Raw genomic sequence first — 20185 nt, 5'->3', positions numbered from 1 at the left:
GCCGGTGTCGGCGCGCGGGGTGTGAGCGCGGGGTGTGAGGGTGTGTCCCGAGGCTCGGCGGCTCGGCCTCGGGACCCGGGGCTTCAGCGCGGGTGCACGCTGCCGGGGTCGGGCGCGGGCCCCAGGGTGTCGCGTTCGACCAGGTCGGGCCGGAGCAGCACGTGATCGAAAGAGGTGGCCGGTCCGGTCACCGCCCTGTGCAGCGCCTCGACGGCCCGGCGCCCCATCTCGGCGGTGGGAACGTCGGCGGCGGTGACCTGAGGACTGAGACCGCACGCGTTGTCCTGAGAGGTGACGGCCACCAGCGAGAAGTCATCGGGCAGGCGCAGACCGGCCTGCCGAAGGCCCCGCAGGACGCCCGCCAGCGATCGTTCGTTGATCGTCACCAAGGCGGTGAGAGCGGGATCTTCTTCCAGCAGTGCCCGCGCGCACTCCAGTCCGGCGGACTGCTCGTCCTCACAGCACACCGCCCGTCCCTGCAGCCCGAGCTCGACCACGGTCTTCTCGAAGGCGTCCAGCGCGCGGTAGGCAGGACCGTACTCACGGTCCAGGAGCGCCTGCGGGCGGTTCACCAGGGCGATCCTGCGATGCCCGAGCTCCGCCAGCCGCTCCACGGCCGTGGTCACCAGCCCGGCGTAGTCCAGATCCACCCACCCGTGTTCCGCGTCGCTGCCGGTACGACCGATGGTGACGCACGGCATCGACTGCTCCAGCAGCCGCACCACCCGGGCATCGTGCAGCACGGTCTCCATCACGATCACGCCGTCCACTCGGCGCTCGCCGAGCATGCGGTCGAAAGCCTCCTCGCGACCACTGGGTGACAGCAGGACGTCGTAGTCGTGATCGGCCGCGGCCTCGGCGACGGAGCCGACGAAGTGCAACTGGTCGATGCTGAGATGGCCTCCCATCGGAGGGATCACCAGACCGAAGGCTCGTGTGGAGCCTTGAGCCAGCGCGCGTGCGGTGGCACTCGGCCGGTATCCCGACTCCTTGATGACCCGCTCGACCCGGGCCCTGACCTCTTCCGACACCGGGCGCTTGCCGCTCAGCACGTACGACACCGTGCTGCGTGACACCCCGGCTCGTTTGGCGATTTCGCCGATGTTCACTGCTCACCTCTCAGACCGACAGGGGCCTGCGGTACCTGGTCGAACCGGTTCGCGAACCGGTTCGATGGCGATTACAAGCCCGCGGTATCGCCAACGTCAAGGGTTCTGCAGCACCTTTGGCGAGCAGGAGACATCAAGGAGGAGCCAGGGCTTGCCAGATGAGGAGAGGAGGGGCCGGATACCGGTCCGAGCGCCGGACGGCAGACGCCGCGACCGGGTGCGGAAGCAGCCGCGACGCTCAGGAGGCGTCCCCGTCGCCGGCGACCGCCCCCCGTTGCCGTCGGAAAAGGTGTTCACTGCATGGCCGGATCACGCCTGCGTGGACGGAGGAATCTCCGTCGGCAGTTCGAACCACACCGTCTTGCCGGTGGCCGTGCGGGTGCCGCCCCAGACTTCGGCGAGCAGGTCGAGCAGTTCCATGCCGCGTCCGTCTTCCGCGTCGGTGTCGACGACGCGGCGCACAGGAGAGGCCGAGGCGGTGTCCTCGACCTCGCAGCGCAGGCGGCCCTCACGCACCAGCAGATTGAGCCGCAGTGCGCCACGCGTGTGGCGCAGGGCGTTGGTGACCAGTTCGCTGACCAGGAGCTCGGCGGTGTCGGCCATCTCCGTGAGCTCCCATTCGGCCAGTTGCGCAGTGACAAGTCGCCGGGCCTGGCGGACCGAGGTCGGTTCCCGCTTCAGGGGCCAGGAGGCCTCCCAGTCGGTGGCGCGGGCACGGGGCGCGTCAAGCGGTCGCAGGGGTTCCAGGGGGCGCGACCACAGAGCCCACTGCCGGGCGAGCCACGACGGGGCAGCATCCGGGGACGGCCTCCGATTCTCGGCGTGGTCTGCGGCGTGGTCTGCGGCGTTGTCCCCTGCCCACTGCCCGTCCCGACGACGGAGCAGCCAGGCAAAACGGTCCCTGCGAGGAGCCTCGGCGAGACCTATGACTGGCGAGGCCATGGGAATCATTCCTTTCTGAACCACCGGCGGCCATGCGGCGCCCGGGCCGCGGGCCCAGGCGGAACGGGGCCGGCAGCACGCCTCGGGCTCAGCATTCATGTAGCACTTACTACGCCTACGATACACGTAATGGGTGCTACGGTAAATAAGGTAGGAAAAGATAAGTAATCGGACATAGGGGTCTGGTCTCCTGTGCCACCGTGCGACCGCAGTGGGAGATTCCATGCCGCGCCCGCCCGACCCGGCCAAGCGACACGAGCTGCTGGACCAGGTCCGTCAGTACGTGATCCGCCATGGCCTGGCCGACCTGTCGCTGCGGCCGATGGCCCAGGCTCTGGGCACCAGCGACCGCATGCTCCTGTACTACTTCGGTACCAAGGAACGTCTGATCGCCGACGCGCTCGCACTGGACGAGAACCGGCCGCTCCTGCGCGCCCCCGAACTGCTCGACACCCTCGGCCGCCCCGAAGACCCGGCGGGACTCCGTCGCTTCATGGAGCAATTGTGGCGGCTGTTCAGCACCCCCGACCGGCGTGCCTTGCTTCCGCTCTCCCTCGAGGTGATGGTCGCCAGCCTGCTCCACCCGGACCGGTACGGGCCGCTCATGCACGACGTGATCACCGGATGGACGCGTCTGCTCATGTCCGTGCTGGGTGACCTGGGCCTGGCCGAGGAGCGAGCCCGCACCGAGGCGACGCTCCTGGTGGACGCGGTTTTCGGGCTGAACGTCGCCCCCCTGGCCGACGGCGACTGGGACCGAGCCGAAGCAGCCTTCCGCGTCCTCCTCGACCGTCTCGAACCCGGCTGGCAAACCACCTAGTGGATGCCCCGCCGACAGGTACGGCCGCCGGTACCAGAAGACACGGCCACGGGCCGGAACCTGCGCGAGGGAACTCCCGTTCCCGGGGCCACGCGGGTCGCCCCGGCGCCCATCGGCGGCGGTTCGCCGCCGATGGGCGCCGGGAACGGGAGCCGTGCGTCAGGACGGGGGCTGGAGGACCGTGTCGATGACGTAGATGGTGGCGTTCGCGGCCTTGATGTTGCCGCAGACGATGTTCGCCTTGCCGTTGACCTTGAAGTCGGTGCCCGAGCCCGACGTGGTCAGTTTGCCGCCTTCCACCGTCGTGAAGGAGCCCTTGGAGAGTTGGTCCGGGGTGATCTGCTGGTCCACGACGTGGTACGTCAGCACCTTCTTCAGCTCCCCCTGATTGCCGAGCAGCGAGGCGAGCTGCGCCGCGGACGCCTGTTGGAAGGCCTGGTCGTTGGGAGCGAAGATGGTGACGTCGGGTTTCCCGTCGAGAGCGCCGCTCAGCCTTGCCCTGACCGCGGCCGAGACCAGATGACTGAGCTGCGGATATGCGGCCGCGGCCTCTACGACCTTGTCCTTGACCGTGTCGGCCTTCTGGGCGAGCGCCGAACAGCCGGGACCGAACGTCCCCGACGGACTGGGAGAGGCGTCCTGCGCGTGGCTCTGCGACGCCAGACCTCCCAGCGCGAGCGGGATGGCGACCAGAGCTGCCGCGGTGGCCTTTGCCGTACGCATGCGGGTGAACCTCATCGCAACCTTCCTCCCATGGAGGCGTGAACACTGCAGAGGTCTGACTGCGGAAGCCGTCGTATCCGGTGGACGGGGGGCGCGGCCGCGCGCCCGGCCCTGGGCCGATGTCACCTGATCACTCAGCGAGCGTATCCAGCGGGTCCGAGTGAGCGCATCTCGGAACGGGCTGCCCCGCGCGTACACCGTCGAGTCGGCGAACGGGCCCTGCCCGCCGGCCTCGGGCGGACGGCGGCCGGACGGCGGCCGTGGCCCGTCCCCTTCCCGAGCGCGTCAGAGCTGGTCGGCCGTGAGGCCGAGGACTCCGCCGGGCAGGCGCCCCCGTCGTACTTCCCCGCCCGGCGCGGGCGGCTCCCCGGCGCTCGGTGCGTACTTTCTGCAAAGACCCCGAAACCCGCTCCGGGGCTGTAGCGATCATGACAAATTGGGGTAGTCATGCCGACATGCCTTTACGTCGATCACGTTCGGGAACCACGGGAACCAAACGCCTCGCCGCCCTCGCCGCCGCCGCGGCGCTCATCCTGGTCGGCTGTGACAGCGGCGGCACACCGCACTCCGACGACGGCCGGCAGCAGCTGACCGTGGCGGCACTGCCGCTCACCGACTCCGCCGCCCTCTATCTGGCCCGGGACCGCGGTCTGTTCGCCAAGGAGGGCCTGGACGTGCGCATCCAGCCCGTGCAGCAGAGCATCCAGGCGCTGCCCGCGCTGCTCAAGGGCCAGGTGGACGTCATCGCGAGCGCGAACTACGTCACCTACTTCCAGGCGTACGAGAAGGGCACCCTGGACCTGCGCATTCTCGCCGAGGGCGTACGGATCGGCCCGCACATGATGGATGTCCTCGTGCCCAAGGACTCCGCCCTGAAGTCGCCCGCGGACCTCGCGGGCAAGAAGGTCGCCGTCGCCGTCCTGAACAACGTCCAGTCCCTGACCCTGAACGCGATCCTCGACGCCCGGCACGCCGGCCGACCCGTCTACCGGCAGATCCTGTTCCCGCAGATGGGGCCTGCCCTGCAGCGGGGCCAGGTGGACGCCGCACACGCGGTCGAGCCCTTCGACACGGCCATCCAGGGCGAGCTGGGCGCGCGGGTGCTGCTCGACGGCGGTTCGGGACCGGCGAGGGGCCTGCCCGCCAGCGGGTACGTCACCACCGCCGCCTTCGTGAAGAAGAACCCGAAGGCGGCGGCGGGCTTCCGGCGTGCCGTCGAGGCGGCGTCCAAGCTGGCCGCCGAGGATCCGGCGGCGGTGCGCACCGAACTGCCCAAGTACGCCAAGGTGACCGCGGACCAGGCCAAGTCGATCCACCTGCCGGTCTATCCGACGACCGCCGATCCGGCCGCCCTGCGCCGGCTCATCCGGCTCATGCGCACCCAGGGACTGCTGACGAAGGACGTCGACCCGGCACCCCTGCTGGTGAAATGACCCGGCGTCAGGAGCTGCTGCTGGGCCTGCTCGGCGCGGCGGCGGCCTTCGGGATCTGTGAGGCGGTGTCCCGGGCCGGGATCGTCCGGCGCAGCTATCTGCCGCCCGCGTCCGAAGTCCTCGCCCGCGCCGGGAGGCTGGCCGGCGACCCGGCCTTTCTCGACGGGATCGGGGTGACCCTGCGGGCGTGGGCGCTCGGCCTCGGGATCGCCTGCGCTCTCGCCGTGCCGCTGGGACTGCTGCTGGGTGCGGTGCCGGTGGTGGAGGCCGCCGCACGCGCCGTGATCGAGTTCCTGCGGCCCCTGCCGTCCGTCGCGCTGATCCCGCTGGTGTCACTGCTGCTCGGGTCGGGCACGCAGACGGAGGTGACGCTGATCGCGTACGCCTCGCTGTGGCCGGTGCTGTTCAACACTGTCTACGGACTCGGCGAGACCGACCCGCTGGCCAGGGACACCCTGCGCGCCTTCGGGTTCGGCCGGCTCGCGGTGCTGCTGCGGGTCGAGCTGCCGGCCACCGCCCCGTTCATCGCCGCCGGGGTGCGGATCTCGGCCGCGGTCGCCCTGATCCTCGCCGTCGCGACGGAGATCCTCTCCGGCTTCGGCCAGGGCCTCGGCATCTTCATCGCCCAGGCCCAGAACGAGACGGACGGCACCCGGGACGTGCTGGCCGGGGTGGTGTGGGCGGGCGGCCTCGGGCTGGTGGTCAACGGCGTACTGGTCGGCGCCGAGCGGCGGTTGTTCGCCTGGGCGCAGGAACCCCGCCCGGAGGCAGCGAAGTCGCAGAGGAACCACCCATGACGCAGACGCAGAAGCAGAAGCAGAAGCAGACGCAGAGGCAGACGCAGAGGCAGACGCAGGGCAGCGAACGGCCTGGATCCGTACCCGGCCCGCCCCGCACCACCGCCGTGCCCTTCCTGCTGCGCTGGTCGGTGTTCCTCGGTGCCGTCCTCTGCTGGGAGCCGGCCGCCCGTGCCCAGCACAGCGTGTACTTCCCGCCGCCGCTGCGGATCGTCCGGCACGCCCGCGACCTGTGGTTCTCGGGCCCGGCCGGCCATCTGTTCCTCACCTCGGACGCCGTCGGCACCATCCTGCCGAGCCTGGGCCGGATGGCTGCCGGGTTCGCGATCGCCGCCGTCGCCGGGATCGCACTGGGGCTCGCGGTGGGCCGCTCGCGCCGGGCGTACGCGCTGTGCAACCCGGTGCTCCAGTTCGCGCGGGCCGTGCCGCCGCCCGCGCTGGTGCCGGTGTTCGTCGTCGTCTTCGACGTCGGTACGCCCATGCAGGTGGCGTCGATCGTGTTCAGCGCCGTATGGCCGGTGCTGGTCAACTCGGCCGAGGGTGCCCGTGCCACCGATCCGCTGCGGCTCGAGATGGCGGCCGTGCTGCGGCTGACGGCACCCGAGCGGCTGTGGTTCCTGATCCTGCCCTCGGCGCTGCCCCGGATCTTCGCGGGGCTCCGGCTCAGCCTGTCGCTGTGCCTGATCCTGATGGTGTTCTCGGAGCTGCTGCCGGGCAGTGCCGACGGCATCGGATTCACGCTCACCGACGCCCAGACACGCTCCGACCTGCTCACGGTGTGGTCGGCGCTGCTGCTGCTCGGTGCACTCGGGTATCTCCTCAACACCGGACTGCTGGCAGTCGAGAAACGGCTGGTCGGCCCGGTTTCGTCCGCGTCCGCAAGGAGGACAGCATGACCACGCCCACGGTGCGCGAGGCGGTCGTACGATTCCTGCGCGACACCGGCATGACCACGGTCTTCGGTAATCCGGGCTCCACGGAACTGCGGATGTTCCGCGACTGGCCGGACGACTTCACGTATGTGCTGGGTCTGCAGGAGTCCGTCGCCGTCGGCATGGCGGCCGGGTACGCGCTCGGCACCCGGCGGCCCGCGTTCGTCAGCCTGCACTCGGCCGGCGGGGTGGGGCACTCGCTCGGCGCCGTCTTCAACGCCTTCCGCGACCGGGTGCCGCTGGTGATCGTGGCGGGTCAGCAGGCGCGCTCGCTGATCCAGCTGCGGCCGTTCCTCGGCGCCGACGAACCGGCCCTGTTCCCGCGCCCGTACGTGAAGTCCGCGCGCCAGCCGGAGCGGGCCGAGGACGTGCCGGCCGTGCTCGCCGAGGCGTACCGGGTCGCGATGACGCCGCCGCGTGGCCCGGTGTTCGTGTCCGTGCCCGAGGACGACTGGGACCGGCCCGCCGAGCCCGTCACACCCCGCACGGTCCACTCGGGGTTCACGGCCGCACCGGCCGCCCTCGACGCGCTCGCCGCCCGGCTGGAGGCCTGCGCGCGCCCGGCGCTCGTGGTGGGCCCCGGCGTGGACGACGAGGACGCGCTGGAACAGGTACGGGCGCTGGCGGAACGGATCCGGGCCGGGGTGTGGATCAGCCCGCTCTCCGGCCGCTCCGGCTTCCCGGAGTCGCATCCGCTGTTCCAGGGCTTCCTGCCACCGGTCGCCCGCCAACTGTCCGCGCGTCTCGCACCGTACGACGTGGTGGTCGCCCTGGGCGCACCGGTGTTCACCTATCACGTGGCGGACGGCGGCCCGCCGCTCGCGCCCGGTACCGAGCTGTTCCACCTGGACTGCGACCCCGCCCAGGCCGCCTGGCTGCCCACCGGCACCAGCGTCGTCACCACCCTGCGGCCCGCCCTGGAACGGCTCACCGGACTGCTCAAGGAACCCGACCGCGCCCCGCCGCCGCCCCGGCCGGCACCCGCTCCGGCCCGCACCGAGGGGCGCGTCACCCCGGAGCTGTTCTTCGATCTGCTGCGCGCCCGGCTGCCGCGCGACCGGGTCCTCGTCGAGGAGGCGCCGAGCCACCGTGACGCGCTCCACGCGCGCGTGCCTGTCGAACAGAGCGGCGGCTTCCTCACCACGGGCAGCGGGGCGCTCGGCTGGGGCCTGCCCCTCGCGGTGGGCCGGGCGCTCGCCGACCGGCGCCGGGTGGTGTGCGTGGTCGGGGACGGCTCGGCGCTGTACTCGGTGCAGGCCCTGTGGACCGCGGCCCGCCACGCGGCACCGGTCACCTACGTCCTTCTGGACAACGGCGGTTACGCGGCCGTCCGCGCGCTGGGCCGCCGGATCGGCATCGCCCCCGTCCCCGGCACGGACATCACGGGCATCGACTTCGCGGCACTCGCGGAGTCCTTCGGCTGCCCGGCGGCCCGCGTCGAGCACCCCGAGGAACTGCCGGCCGCCCTGGACCACGCCCTGGACCGGGGCGACGACGCCGGCCCGTTCCTGCTGCACGTCGCGGTGACCGGCAGCGCGGGCACCCTGTACGAGCCCTGGGCCGGGTGAGGGATGCTGCGCCTCGACTCCGTCAGCCGGCACTTCGGCGACCAGCACGTCCTGGACGGCATCAGCCTGGCCGTGCCCGACGGACAGCTCCTCAGCGTGGTCGGGCCCTCCGGCTGCGGCAAGTCCACGCTGCTGCGCACGGTCGCCGGGCTGCTGCCCCCGCAGGAGGGCACGGTCACGGTCGACGGGGAACCGGTGACCGGTGTGCCGGAGCGGCTCGCGGTGGTCTTCCAGGAGTACGGCCGCTCGCTGCTGCCCTGGCTCACCGTCCGCGACAACGTGGCCCTGCCGCTGCGCCGCCAGGGCCTGACCCGTGCCGCCCGCCGAGCCGAGGCGGAGACGATCCTCGAACGGGTCGGGCTGCACGGGGCCGCCCGGCGCCATCCCCGGGAGCTGTCCGGCGGTATGCAGCAGCGCGTCGCCATCGCCCGCGCCCTCGTCTGCCGGCCCTCGCTGCTGCTCATGGACGAGCCGTTCGGCTCACTGGACGCGGGCACCCGCGAGGATCTGGAGGACCTGCTGCTGGAGGTCCATCGCGCGGACGACACGACCATCGTGTTCGTCACCCACGACATCGACGAGAGCGTGTACGTGGGCGACCGCGTCGTCGTCCTCTCGCCCGGCCCCGGTTCCCGTGTCGTCCGGGACCTGCCGGTCGTCCTGCCGGGCGAGCGGGACCAGATCACCACGCGCAGCTCTCCCGGTTTCGTGGCGCTGCGCACGGAGGTGGGACGGGCGGTGCGAAACACTCCGCCGCGAGGTCCGGAATGAGCAGGCCCGTGCTGCACCGTCTGTCGTCTGTCGTCTGTCGTCTGTCGTTTGCCGTTTGCCGTCCCGTCGTGGCCGGTCGTCCTGATTCCGCGGCCGCGAACGGACGACGAGGACGAACACCACGTGCGGCGGGGCATGCTGGGGGTCGTACGCGCGGATCGGGAGGTGCTGGGATGCGGTGGTGGGCCGTGGGCTGGACGGTCGCCGTGGTGGTCGTCCTGGCGGGGTGCGGGGCGTCGCAGGGCGGCGGACCGGCGGGCGGGGCGTCGCAGGGCGGCAACTCGGCGGGGCCGTCGGCCGGCACGCCCACGCCCACGTCCGCAGGGCCGTCTGCCGGCCCGACCGGGGGCAGCCCGTCGGTGTCGGCCACCGCGCCCTCCGCTTCGGCGCAGAGCTGTGCCGCTGGGCACGCGGAAGTCACCGTCAGTCCCGGTGACGCGGTCGAACGGCGGCTGTGCGTGCGGCCCGGGACCGTGGTGTCGCTCGTCCTGCGCCCTCGAACGGACGACAAGCGGTGGACGGCCGTGCGGAGTTCCGCGCCGGTTTTCGTCCTGGCGTCCGGATGGCGGGTGGACCCGGAGGGCACGGCCCGCGCCTCGCTGCGGTGCGCGGGGACCCGGGCCGGTGCGGCCGAGGTCACCGCGCTCGCGAAGGCGCCGGACGTGGCGGGTGCGGCGCGCGTCGCCTTCACGCTGCACGTGAGCGTGGTCCCGTATCCCGCGGGGAGGTGACCGGGAGAGCCGAACGAGCGGGAGGGGCGACCCCGGAACCCGGGATCGCCCCTCCACGTCGCGGTCGGCCGCGGGGCTGCGTCAGCCGCAGTCACGCACCTTGATCGTGTAGATGCCGCGGCCGTGGGTGGCCGCGTACAGCGTGCTGCCGTCCGGGCTCAGCTTCAGCTGGAGCACGGCGACGGCCGGGAGGTGGCCGACGCGCTGCCACGTCGTGCGGCCCGGCGCGCGGTAGACGACGCCGAGGTCGGTGGCGACGGCGAGGCCGCCGTTCGGCGTGACGACCGCGGAGTCGGCGGGCACGTCGGGAAGGTTCTTCGAGATGTCCTTCCAGGTGGTGCCGCCGTCCTTGGACTCGAAGACATGGCCGACACCGGCGCCCGGGCCCTCGGTCCACTGCCGGGAGAAGCCGTTGACCGTGAGGTAGACGTGGTCGGCGTTCTTCGGGTCGATCGCGAACCCGCTGAGGTAGCGGTTGGGCACCGTACCGTCCACCGGCAGGGCGATGTCGTGCCAGCCGGTGCCGTCCGCATTGCCCACCGAGATGCCGCGGGCGAAGCCCTGGTTGTTGCAGGGACCGCACCAGGCCGCGTAGACCTTGCCACCGGAGGCCGCGACGGCGGTCGCGGTGCGGCCTTCACCGAGGTCGTACACGCTGTTCCACTCCGAACCGCTGCGGATGGCGTAGCCATGGGTCTGCACCCACACATGGCGGCCGCCCGCGATCCACGTCGAGCTGTTCTTCGCGTCGGCCGTGATCGGGGCGATGAAGCGGGCCTCGCCGGTGGCGTTGTCGGCGGGCGCGACGTTGTACGACGTGACCTTGCTCGGGTCGGTGACCCAACTGCCGTCGTTGACCGCACAGTTCTGGGTCACCTGGATGGCGAGGTAGACGTACTCCTCGGCCATGTTGCAGCCGTTGGCCGGGTCGGTGAGCGTGTCGCCGCCGTCGCCGCCGAAGTTGGAGCCCATCACGGTGTCGTTGCCGCGCAGGAGGGACTGGCCGTTGTCCTGCAGGCCGCCGGTGACGGAGACGCCGCCGTAGGTCAGGTCTTTGCCGATGCCCACCGAGTAGTACTGGAGGGTGTCGATGGTGCCGTCGTTGAGCGAGGTCCAGTCGGTGGCGTGTCCGGAGGAGTCCTGGGCGCCGTCGAGCGGGCGCTTGTAGACGCCGCCGTCGTTGCCGACGTAGACGAAGCTCTTGCCGTGGTAGCTGCCGACGGCGACGCCGTGCTGGTCGGAGTGGGTGGTCTGGCTGCAGTCGCCCGTCTGCTTGGCGGGGTCGATGCTCCAGCAGCGGAAGCCGAAGTTCCAGTACGGGCCGACGGTGGACCAGCTGCTGCCGCCGTCCTTGGTCTCGTAGACCTCCTCGAGCCCGGCGTAGACGTGCTCCGCGTTCGCCGGGTCGACGGTCAGGAACTGGTTGTACCAGGCCTGGACGCCCGGCATGTAGCCGCTGGAGGTCAGCGCCGAACCGTCCGCGGCCAGACCCTGGTAGTCGGCGATCTTCGTCCAGGGGCCGGTGGGGGAGCCGGACTTGGAGACGTAGATGCCCTCCAGGCCGCTGTCCGGGTTGGTGTTCAGCTGCTCCGGGGACTGGTCGATGGCGTAGTAGCGCGAGCCGTCGGCGGAGCGGGCGAAGGTGACGTTGCCGACGTCGTCCGCGTCGGCCGGCAGGTCGCCCAGTCCGCCGGTGATCCGGGTCCAGGTGCCGCTGGAGTCCTTGGCGTAGAAGCCGTTGTAGTCGTCACCGCTGCGCCAGCCGACCGCGAGGACCACCTTGGCGGGGTCCTTCGGGTCGATCGCGATGTCGTTGGCGATGTTCTTGTACGCGGCCGAGGGGTCGCTCGCGAGCGAACCGCCCGGCAGGTAGTCGGGGTTGGGCGCGAACTCCAGCTTCCAGGCGCCCTTCAGCGTCTTCGTGGAGTGGCTCCACACACCTTCGCTGGTCGCCGCCCACACCTTGCCGCCGCCGAAGCGCAGCTCGTGGATGGTGGTGGACTCCAGCTCGTCGCCGCCGACCCGGCTGCGGGAGGAGAACGTGCCGCGGTGCGGGTCGGACAGGACGTAGACGCCGCTGCCGAGGTACGCGTCCGCGTTGGTCGTCGCCTCACCGGTGCCCAGCCACAGCCGCCCGGCCCCGTCGAGCGCGAGGGCGCCGGTGGACTGCGAGGGCAGACCGTCGCTGATGGGCCGCCAGTGCCCGCCCCCGGTACGGGAGCGCCACACACCGCCGCCCGCGCTGCCCGCGTACACGTACCCGTCGTCGTCGGCGGCCATCGCGGCCATCCGGCCGGTGACGTTGCCCGAGCCGCCGCTGGAGTTGGAGTCGTAGTCGCGGTAGCGCGGGTCGTCCGAGTTGTACGGCAGGTCGGTGATGTTCCGCCAACCGCCGCCGGTGTCCGGCAGGTTGGTCAGGCTGTTCCAGGCGGCGCCGTAGGCCCCCGGTGCGACGATGCCGGGTGAGGTGCGGGCCTCGGCGTACTGGTCCGCGCCCTCGGCTATCTCGTCGGCCTCGTTGCCGTCGTCGTCACCGCCGCCGTCTTCCTCGGCCTTCGCCTTGGGGGTGATGCCCCCCACCGACTGGGTGCGCTCGGCGGAGAGTCGGGCGAGTGTGCGGACCCCGAAGGGGGTGCCGGCCGGGCCGGGCGCGGCGCCTGCGGGTATCGCGACGAGTGCGGCGGATGCGGTGATGGCGCAGATCGTGAACCATCGTCTCTTACGGGTCGGTGCTGACACCAGGTCCTCCTGAACGGGCACGGATACAGCCGTCGCAGGGACCCGACCACGAGCGGCAGAAGGCGTCCGGCACTTGAACAGCCTTTGACCAGAACCTGACACTTCATGCAGTGGGGGTGGTCGAACGCAGCCATCGCGACGATCGCGTTGATCGCGACGACCGCGCGCGATCGACGCCGTTCGGGCCGGGACCGGACCGGGGAGACGGAGCGTTCGATGCCCGGAACCGTTCCCGCGGCTCGCGCGGCCGTGACACCGTTCCTGTCCGCCGCTCGCCGCTCGCCGCTCGCCGCTCGCTGCTCGCCGTTCGCCGTTCGCCGTTCGCCGCTCGACCTCCGCTGCTCGCCGCTCGCCGTCCGCCGTCCGACCTCCGCCGCCCGGCGCCGCCCGGTGCGCGGGAACCGGGCTCCGCATCTGCTGTGGCAAAAGACCGTAGGCGCGGTTGCCGTCCTCGACGCGCAGGCATCCGGCTGGGTCGAGCCGTAGCGTGAGAGGGGAGGATGGGCAGGTCGTAAAGGCGGAGGGTGATGGCGGGGATGGATTACGCGGCGCTGTTCGCGGCCACGCCGAGTCCGTATCTGGTGCTGGGCCCGGACCTGGTGATCGTCGAGGTCAACCGGGCCTATCTGGAGGCGACCGGCCGCACCAGGGAGGACCTGCTCGGGCGGCACATCTTCGACGCCTTCCCGGACAATCCGAACGATCCCGAGGCCGACGGGGTCCGCAACCTGAAGGCTTCCCTGCACCGGGTCCTGGTCTCGCGGAGGCCGGACACGATGGCCCTGCAGAAGTACGACATCCCTGCCGGGGGGCGACCAGAGGCGTTCGAGGAGCGGTGGTGGTCGCCGATCAACACACCGATCCTTGCTCCGGACGGCACGGTGGAGTGGATCATTCACCGGGTGGAGGACGTGACCGCGTTCATCAAGGCCCGCGCCGCCGGGAAGCGGCCGCCGGCGGAGCAGCTGACCGAGCGGGAGGCGCTGGTGGCCGAGCTGTACGCGCGCGCCCGCGAGCTGCAGCGCCTCAACGAGGAGCTGCGCCAGTCCCACGACCGCGAGCGTCAGGTGGCCGTCACCCTCCAGGAGGCGATGCTCCAATCGCCTGACCTGGCCCACCACAAGGACATCGCGGTGCGCTATCTGCCCGCGACGGGATCGCTGAACGTCTGTGGCGACTGGTACGACGTGGTCGACCTTCCCGACAGTCGCTTCGCGGTGGCGGTCGGTGACGTCGTCGGGCACGGCCTGGAGGCCGCAGCCGTCATGGGCATGCTGCGCAGCGCACTGAGCGCCGCCACCCGGGCGCTGGAGCGGCCGGCCCTGGTGGTGGAGGCGCTGGGGCTGTACGCCCGGTCGGTCGAGGGCGCGCTGAACACGACCGTGATCAAGGCGGTGGTGGATCCCCGCAGCCGCCTGATCACCTACAGCAACGCAGGTCATCCCCCGGCGATCCTGGTGCGCCCGGGCGGGGCCTGCGAACTGCTGGACCAGGCCACCGATCCGCCCCTGGGTGCCCGCCTCCAGCCCGTTCCCCGCCCCCAGGCGGACTTGTCCTACACCCCCGGCGACACCCTCGTGCTGTACACCGACGGACTGATTGAACGCCGCGGCGAGGACATCGACGCGGGCCTGAAACGCCTCACCGACAACCTCGTTCGCTGCGCCACCCTCGCCCCGGAGGCCGTGGCCGATGCGCTGCTGGCTCGCCTCGGCCTGTCCGGCGGAGCCCCCGACGACATCGCCCTGGTCGTCGTGCGACTCTGACGGATTCCCCGTGCTGAGGACATCCCCGCCAGGACTTCAGGCGCGCGACCCCTCACACCAAGGCGGGGTGCCGTCCGGAAGGCAGAAGATCGATGGCGACGTGGAAGCACACCTCGGCGCTGAGCGCGAACAGGGCCATCAGCAGTGAGTTGAGGATCTTGCCGTTGGCGAGAAAGCTCCCACCGAATACCGCCGCACCGATGACGAGGAGCGTCCCGAGCACGGTCCAGAACGCGACCGCGCGCTGACGGAGCAGTACGGCGCGCGCTGCCGCGACGATCGACAGCAGGACGAGCGTGAGGCCGAGCGCGGTGTGCACGGCGAGGGCGAGGGTGCCGTGCCCGACCGCCCAGGTGAAGCTCTCGTAGGCCCTGATGCGATGGGCCTCCGCCCGAGAGCCCCGATGGTGCGCCGGATAGAGGCCGTAGAGGTTGATGACCAGGCCGATCCCCGCCTGTACAAGCACCAGAAAGCCGGTGGCGAGCAGGAGGCGGCGGACGGCACTGGGGGCGGCCATGAAAAAAGTATACACAGAGTAACTTCTGGATACAGAAAGTAGCGAGACCGGCTTTTGGTGCGGTGCGGGCCGAGGCGTGGTTGCGGAGGACGCCGAACCGTCCGGGCTGAGATCCAGGTCACGTTGACGATCGGCTCACGTCAATTTCATAATGCAGTTATGCATAACGGGGTTATGGAGTCCAGCGGCTCCGGTGAAGAGCTCGTCGTCGCCCTTGAGCAGTTGGTGCGGTACGTGCGTCAGGTCAGCACAGCCGGAGGGCTGAGCTCGGCGGCCTCGTCCGTGTTGGGCCGCCTCGGTCGCGAGGGGCCCCAGCGGCTCACCGAGCTGGCACGCGCCGAGGGCGTCTCCCAGCCCGGAATGACACAGCTGGTCACGCGTATGGAACGCGACGGGCTGGTACGCCGCATCGCGAGCACCGACGACCGGCGAGGCGTGCTGGTCGAAGCGACCGACGCCGGAGCCGACGTGGTCAGAGAGCGGCGTGCCGAACGGGCGGAGGCTCTGCGCGAGCTGATGGACCGGCTTGATCCGCAGGAGCGGTCCGCGGTGGTCATCGCCCTCCCCGCACTCGCCCGACTGATCCAGGCCGAGGCGTCCAAGTGACCGCCGGCATCGATGAGGGACAACCTTCCAGGAGAAAATAGGCAATGAGCGCAACGCATGGGACAACGGCGAGTCTGTTCAAGCAGCCACGTGCTGTTTGGGCCGTGGCGTTCGCCTGTGTCATCTCGTTCATGGGCATCGGCCTGGTCGACCCGATCCTGCCCTCCCTCGCGAAGAACCTGCATGCCACACCGAGTCAGGTGTCGCTGCTGTTCACCAGCTACCTGGTCGTGACCGCCGTCGCGATGCTCGTGGTGGGGTGGGTCTCCAGCCGGATCGGCGCCAAGCGCACGCTGGTCATAGGCCTGGTGCTGATCGTCGCGTTCTCCGCGCTCGCCGGCGCCTCCGGCTCGATAGGCGGCATCGTCGGCTTCCGCGCCGGCTGGGGCGTGGGCAACGCCCTGTTCATCGCCACCAGCCTGGCGGTCATCGTCGCCTCGGCCAGCGGCGGCTTCGGCGGAGCGATCATCCTGTACGAAGCGGCACTCGGTCTCGGCATCGCGGTGGGTCCGCTGCTCGGCGGTGAACTGGGCACCATCAGCTGGCGCGGGCCGTTCTACGGCGTCGCCGGGCTCATGGCCGTCTCCCTGATCGCCACGATCGCGTTCGTCCCCGCACTGCCCAAGCCCGCACAGCGGCAATCGCTGGCCGCCCCGCTCAAGGCGTTGCGGCACCGCGGCCTGCTCACCATGGGCATCATGGCGCTGCTGTACAACTGGGGATTCTTCACCATGCTCGGCTACGCGCCGTACCCCATGGAACTCGGCGCCGAGCAACTCGGCCTGGTCTTCACCGGCTGGGGTCTGCTGGTCGCCGCCTTCAGCGTGTACTTCGCGCCCCGCCTGCAGGCACGATTCGGCACTGCCCCGGTGCTCTACTGCAACCTGATCGGGCTCGCTGTCGTCATGGCGGTCATCGCCGCCGGCGTCGACAACCCCGTCACCGTGATCGTCGCGGTCATCGTCAGCGGCGCGTTCATCGGCATCAACAACACCCTCACCACCCAGGCCGTCATGCTCGTCTCCCCGGTCGAGCGATCGGTCGCCTCCTCGTCCTACGGCTTCGTCCGGTTCATCGGAGGCGGCCTGGCCCCGTTCGTCGCCGGCAAGCTCGCCGACGCCACCGACCTCAGCGTCCCGTTCTACCTCGGCGGCGCCACCTTCATCCTCGCGGTCTTCGTCCTCGCCTCGGGCCACAAGCTGGTCAGCGCTGCGGAGAAGAAGGAGGCCCACGGTGAGACGGTGCGCCCGACCCTCGAGCGCGTCGGGGCGACCCCGGAGCCCGGGTACCGGCCGGTCATCGTGGCGGTCGGCGCGACCGAGGACGCCGCCCTGATCGTCGACGAGGCCGCCGCCATCGCCCGCGACACGGGCAGCGCGCTGGAGGTCGTCCACGTCCGTGAGACCGCCGTGATCGAGGAACAAGCCATCGACACCGAGGACGCCGACCAGGCACGCGCCGCGGTCCTCGGGTACCTCAACCACCTCGCCGCACACGACATCACCGCCACCGGACAGGTACTCACCGCCATCGGTGACCACGCCACAGCCGGCAGGGTCCTCGCCCAGCACGCCGCCGACGTCGAAGCACACACGATCGCGATCGGCCGATCCCCGCGCGGACCGGTGGCGCAGTTCACCGACGGCAGCTTCACCGCCGCACTGACCCACGCCGCGGACTGCACCGTCGTCCTGGTCGAACCCGGTCGGACACCACACCGGTTGACGGCAGCGGCACTGGAGGAACTGCGTACCAAGAGCGCGTAACGAAGACGGGCACGGCGTCGGCCGGAAGGAGACGAAGTGAGTGCGACGAACGCGGTCGCGTACCCGCTGGAGACCTTGGCGCTGATCACCGCCCTCGACGCCGACTTGATCGGCGCATGGGACAGGTCGCCGCGTCCCCACGTCTTCGAGAAGAAGGGTGGCCAGTATCGGTTCGGCCCGCCGCAGAGCTGAGACAGGGCGTACCGCGTAACCGCGGTACGCCCTCGGGCGTTTCGCGTCCGCCGTCCGCCGTCCGCCGTCCGCCGAGAGGAGGTTGTCGTGCTGATCGCCGTGTCACTGGTCTGCGCCGTCCTCGCGGCCGCGAGCAACGCTCTGGGAAACGTGATGCAGCGTCGGGCCGCCCTGATCGTCCCGCAGTCCGACAGGTTCCGGATCGGCCTGATGTGGGACCTGCTCCGTACGCCCGTCTGGCTGCTCGGCATCGGAGGCGTCATCCTCGCGGCGCTCTTTCAGGGCGCCGCACTGGCCACCGGCCCCCTGGCCGTCGTACAGCCGGTCTTCCTGCTGGAGTTGCCGTTCACCCTGCTCGTCGCAGGTATCGCCTTCCGTCACCCGATGCCCCGGGCGACCTGGCTCTCTGTCGGCACGATCGTCGTCAGTCTCTGTCTGGGGCTGTTCGCGGCCGCACCCGAAGGAGGCACCCTCCAAGCCCCCGCCTCGCGGTGGACAGCGGTGATGACCTGTTGCCTGGGCGCCATGGCGGTGCTGTGCGCCCTCGCAGTCAGGCGCCGTGTGGGCCCGAGCCGTGCCGCCTGCACGGGTCTGGCCGCCGGCATCGGCTACGCCCTGACCGCCGCGTTGATGAAGTCCTCCACCGACACCCTCAGCCGTGAGGGTGTCGCCGCCTTCTTCACCTCCTGGCAGACCTACGCCTTCGCCGCGACGGGCGTGTGCTCGTTGTTCCTGTTGGAGAACGCCCTGCAGTCCGGACCGCTGATCGCCTCACAACCGGCACTGACCCTCTCAGACGCCCTCGTCAGCCTCACTCTGGGCATCACCCTCTACGGCGAAACCCTGCGCGGCGGCTGGTGGCTGACCCTCCAACTCCCCTGCCTCGCACTCGCGGCGGCGGGCGTGACCCGGCTGTCCCGTGACCACGCCCTGTCCGGCGAGCCGGCCCGCACGTCGAACACGGCCACGCCGACGGACCACGAGGCCGCGACGACGAGCGCCCCGGACCATGCGGCGGCTCATGCCCGCGACGGCCATCATGCCCGCGACGGCCGTCATGCGCTCGGCGACATGGGCACGGTCACCACCGTCGTGTCCTCGCCCGCGTCCTCGGTCCGCGAGCGAAGTCCGATCACGCCACCTGGGTGAATGAGGGCGCCCCTGCTCCCCCCGCTCAGTGCGGCAACCGATGCTCGGTCGGGCCGGCCGAGCGCGTGTCATGCGCGGACCGGTTGGTCAGCAACCCGCACCCCGCGCAACCGCAACGCACTTGCAGTGAGTCGAAGGAGGAAACCATCGATGCCCACATCCATCACCGGTCCCCTTGTCAGCGCTCCGAGCGGGAGGCCGACGGTAGCCGGTGGCACCGGCCGGCACCGAGAACAGCGCACCGACGAAGACCAGCTGTCCGACGCCGAACGCCTGGCCGGCTTCGAATGTGCCCTGGAATTCCGCCATCGCATGTACTTGGCCGCGTTGCGCTTGACCCGCAATCCGGACGACGCCGAAGACCTGGTGCAGGAGACCTACGCCAAGGCGTACGCGCACTTCGACCAGTTCCAGCAGGGCACCAACCTCAGAGCCTGGCTCGACCGCATCCTGGTCAACACCTTCCTCAACAACAAACGCAAGGCACGGTCCGAGCCGGCCCGCAGCCGCGTCGACGAGATCGAGGACTGGCAGCAGGCCCACGCCGAGTCCCACATGCCGCGGGGACTGCGCTCGGCCGAGACCGAGGTGCTGGACCGCCTGGGCGACCCACACGTCCGGGCGGCCCTACGCGCCCTTCCCACCGATCAACGGGTGACCATCTACCTCTGTGACGTCGAGGGCTTCACCTACCAGGAGACCGCCGACTTCACGGGCGTGCCCAAGAACACCGTCGGTTCCCGCGTCCACCGGGCCCGGCACCACCTGCGGCAACTGCTCCAGGACTACGCAGGCGAGCACGGACTCGTTCAGAAGCACACCACGCGCCGGCACGGCCGGGCCGCCTGAACACCGGTGGGGGCCGCCCCCCGAGTCCGATGCCTGTACGCCGCTCCGGGGAACACGAGCCGAGGACTCTCATCCGACGCGGCGGAACTGACGCGGAAGGGCACGGAGAACGACTTCGCCCGATTCACGCGTTCGGTCGACTCAGCGGCGGTGGCCTCCGAAGACGACCAGACGCAGCAGGGTGAAGCGCGCCACCGTCACCAGGGCGAAGCTCGGTACCAGTACCAGGGACTCGTCTGCGGGTGAGGCAGTGGGCCGGTAGTGGCGCAAGAGCAGGACTGCTCCGGACGTGACCAGGTACGCCAGGACGAACAGGACGCCTGCCGCGCAGTGCGCCTGGACGGCACGGACCGGAGAGCCGCGGAAGGTCAGCCGCCGGTTCGCCTCGGTGTTGAGGACGGTGACGACGCCGAGGGAGGCCAGGTTGGCCAGGAGCGGAGGCGACCAGTGCCGCAGCACCCAGTACAGCAGGGCCTGACCCGCGGTGGAGGCGACACCGATCACGGCGAACCAGCCGACCTGCCTGCTCAGGGTGGCGCGGCCGGGCCGGTCGGAGGCGCTGTGCCCTGCGCTGAGGCGTCGCACCTGTCCATCATGAGCCGGGGCACGAGGACCTGGGGGACCCCTTCGAGGGGTTGTTCGACCGTTCGGGCGGTGACAGACACCCGCATGCACCTGAGGCCCGGACAGCCGGCCCGGCCTGTGCCGGCTTGCGACTGTCCTGCGTGTCGGTGTTCGTCGTCGCGTCGGCTGCCGCGCTTGGTGGGTGAGGGCA

The 20185-nt window shown here is 70.8% G+C and carries 20 protein-coding genes; 14 read left to right on the top strand and 6 right to left on the bottom strand.

Annotated elements, in window-relative coordinates; genetic code table 11:
* Positions 1–83: 83 nt before the first annotated feature.
* Both AB0D59_RS05175 and AB0D59_RS05170 read right to left on the bottom strand, forming a co-directional pair.
* On the bottom strand, positions 84–1109 hold the full coding sequence (locus tag AB0D59_RS05175; RefSeq protein WP_362560980.1) for a LacI family DNA-binding transcriptional regulator: 1026 nt from the start codon (positions 1107–1109) through the stop codon (positions 84–86).
* A 309-nt stretch (positions 1110–1418) separates the two neighbouring features.
* Positions 1419–2051, bottom strand: coding sequence for an ATP-binding protein (locus tag AB0D59_RS05170; protein WP_362560978.1), 633 nt, complete (start codon positions 2049–2051; stop codon positions 1419–1421).
* A 223-nt stretch (positions 2052–2274) separates the two neighbouring features.
* Here AB0D59_RS05170 and AB0D59_RS05165 point away from each other — a divergent pair, with 223 nt between their 5' ends.
* Positions 2275–2871 carry a TetR/AcrR family transcriptional regulator gene (locus tag AB0D59_RS05165; protein WP_362560976.1) on the top strand — a complete coding sequence of 199 codons (597 nt, stop codon included), beginning with the start codon at positions 2275–2277 and terminating at the stop codon, positions 2869–2871.
* Positions 2872–3030: 159 nt separating this feature from the next.
* Here the strand turns inward: AB0D59_RS05165 and AB0D59_RS05160 are convergent, their stop codons facing one another.
* A complete protein-coding gene (locus AB0D59_RS05160) occupies positions 3031–3609 on the bottom strand; it encodes a fasciclin domain-containing protein (protein WP_362560973.1) in 579 nt (192 codons plus the stop codon).
* Between the two features lie 440 nt (positions 3610–4049).
* On the opposite strand from AB0D59_RS05160, the gene AB0D59_RS05155 reads away from it, so the two are divergent.
* The 6 genes from AB0D59_RS05155 to AB0D59_RS05130 all read left to right on the top strand — a co-directional run bounded on the left by AB0D59_RS05155 (position 4050) and on the right by AB0D59_RS05130 (position 9826).
* Entirely contained in the window at positions 4050–5027 is a 978-nt protein-coding gene (locus tag AB0D59_RS05155; RefSeq protein WP_362560972.1) for an ABC transporter substrate-binding protein, read from the top strand.
* On the top strand, positions 5024–5824 hold the full coding sequence (locus tag AB0D59_RS05150; protein ID WP_362560970.1) for an ABC transporter permease: 801 nt from the start codon (positions 5024–5026) through the stop codon (positions 5822–5824). Before AB0D59_RS05155 ends, AB0D59_RS05150 begins: the two co-directional genes overlap by 4 nt.
* The gene (locus tag AB0D59_RS05145; protein WP_362560969.1) at positions 5821–6720 is read left to right on the top strand and encodes an ABC transporter permease subunit; all 900 of its coding nucleotides are present in this window, start codon (positions 5821–5823) and stop codon (positions 6718–6720) included. Before AB0D59_RS05150 ends, AB0D59_RS05145 begins: the two co-directional genes overlap by 4 nt.
* Positions 6717–8324: a benzoylformate decarboxylase gene (mdlC, locus tag AB0D59_RS05140; protein ID WP_362560967.1), complete on the top strand. Its 1608-nt coding sequence runs from the start codon at positions 6717–6719 to the stop codon at positions 8322–8324. Before AB0D59_RS05145 ends, mdlC begins: the two co-directional genes overlap by 4 nt.
* 3 nt (positions 8325–8327) lie before the next feature.
* Entirely contained in the window at positions 8328–9095 is a 768-nt protein-coding gene (locus tag AB0D59_RS05135; protein WP_362560965.1) for an ABC transporter ATP-binding protein, read from the top strand.
* Between the two features lie 173 nt (positions 9096–9268).
* The gene (locus AB0D59_RS05130; RefSeq protein WP_362560962.1) at positions 9269–9826 is read left to right on the top strand and encodes a hypothetical protein; all 558 of its coding nucleotides are present in this window, start codon (positions 9269–9271) and stop codon (positions 9824–9826) included.
* A gap of 81 nt (positions 9827–9907) precedes the next feature.
* On the opposite strand, the gene AB0D59_RS05125 is transcribed toward AB0D59_RS05130, so the two are convergent.
* The gene (locus AB0D59_RS05125; protein ID WP_362560961.1) at positions 9908–12565 is read right to left on the bottom strand and encodes a glycosyl hydrolase; all 2658 of its coding nucleotides are present in this window, start codon (positions 12563–12565) and stop codon (positions 9908–9910) included.
* Positions 12566–12670: 105 nt separating this feature from the next.
* On the opposite strand from AB0D59_RS05125, the gene AB0D59_RS05120 reads away from it, so the two are divergent.
* On the top strand, positions 12671–13051 hold the full coding sequence (locus AB0D59_RS05120; RefSeq protein ID WP_362560958.1) for a hypothetical protein: 381 nt from the start codon (positions 12671–12673) through the stop codon (positions 13049–13051).
* A gap of 38 nt (positions 13052–13089) precedes the next feature.
* Complete coding sequence (locus AB0D59_RS05115; protein ID WP_362560956.1) at positions 13090–14331, top strand: SpoIIE family protein phosphatase; 1242 nt, start codon at positions 13090–13092, stop codon at positions 14329–14331.
* Between the two features lie 52 nt (positions 14332–14383).
* Here AB0D59_RS05115 and AB0D59_RS05110 read toward each other — a convergent pair whose 3' ends face one another.
* Positions 14384–14848 (bottom strand): hypothetical protein, encoded by a 465-nt coding sequence (locus AB0D59_RS05110; protein ID WP_362560953.1) that lies wholly within the window; start codon positions 14846–14848, stop codon positions 14384–14386.
* Between the two features lie 159 nt (positions 14849–15007).
* Here AB0D59_RS05110 and AB0D59_RS05105 point away from each other — a divergent pair, with 159 nt between their 5' ends.
* From AB0D59_RS05105 to AB0D59_RS05085, 5 genes are all read left to right on the top strand, one after another.
* Positions 15008–15454, top strand: a complete 447-nt coding sequence (locus tag AB0D59_RS05105; RefSeq protein WP_362560951.1) for a MarR family transcriptional regulator — start codon at positions 15008–15010, stop codon at positions 15452–15454.
* 44 nt (positions 15455–15498) lie between these two features.
* On the top strand, positions 15499–17220 hold the full coding sequence (locus AB0D59_RS05100) for an MFS transporter (protein ID WP_362560949.1): 1722 nt from the start codon (positions 15499–15501) through the stop codon (positions 17218–17220).
* A gap of 36 nt (positions 17221–17256) precedes the next feature.
* Entirely contained in the window at positions 17257–17412 is a 156-nt protein-coding gene (locus AB0D59_RS05095; protein WP_362560948.1) for a hypothetical protein, read from the top strand.
* Between the two features lie 87 nt (positions 17413–17499).
* The gene (locus AB0D59_RS05090; RefSeq protein WP_362560945.1) at positions 17500–18561 is read left to right on the top strand and encodes a DMT family transporter; all 1062 of its coding nucleotides are present in this window, start codon (positions 17500–17502) and stop codon (positions 18559–18561) included.
* A 150-nt stretch (positions 18562–18711) separates the two neighbouring features.
* Positions 18712–19410, top strand: a complete 699-nt coding sequence (locus tag AB0D59_RS05085) for a sigma-70 family RNA polymerase sigma factor (protein ID WP_362560942.1) — start codon at positions 18712–18714, stop codon at positions 19408–19410.
* Between the two features lie 141 nt (positions 19411–19551).
* Here AB0D59_RS05085 and AB0D59_RS05080 read toward each other — a convergent pair whose 3' ends face one another.
* Positions 19552–19995, bottom strand: a complete 444-nt coding sequence (locus AB0D59_RS05080) for a GtrA family protein (protein ID WP_362560940.1) — start codon at positions 19993–19995, stop codon at positions 19552–19554.
* Positions 19996–20185 lie beyond the last annotated feature (190 nt).

The sequence above is a fragment of the Streptomyces sp. NPDC048417 genome (genome assembly GCF_040651615.1).
Classification (GTDB): domain Bacteria; phylum Actinomycetota; class Actinomycetes; order Streptomycetales; family Streptomycetaceae; genus Streptomyces.
The sequence above is the reverse complement of the archived record's forward strand: the minus strand, read 5'-3'. Positions and strand labels throughout refer to the sequence as shown.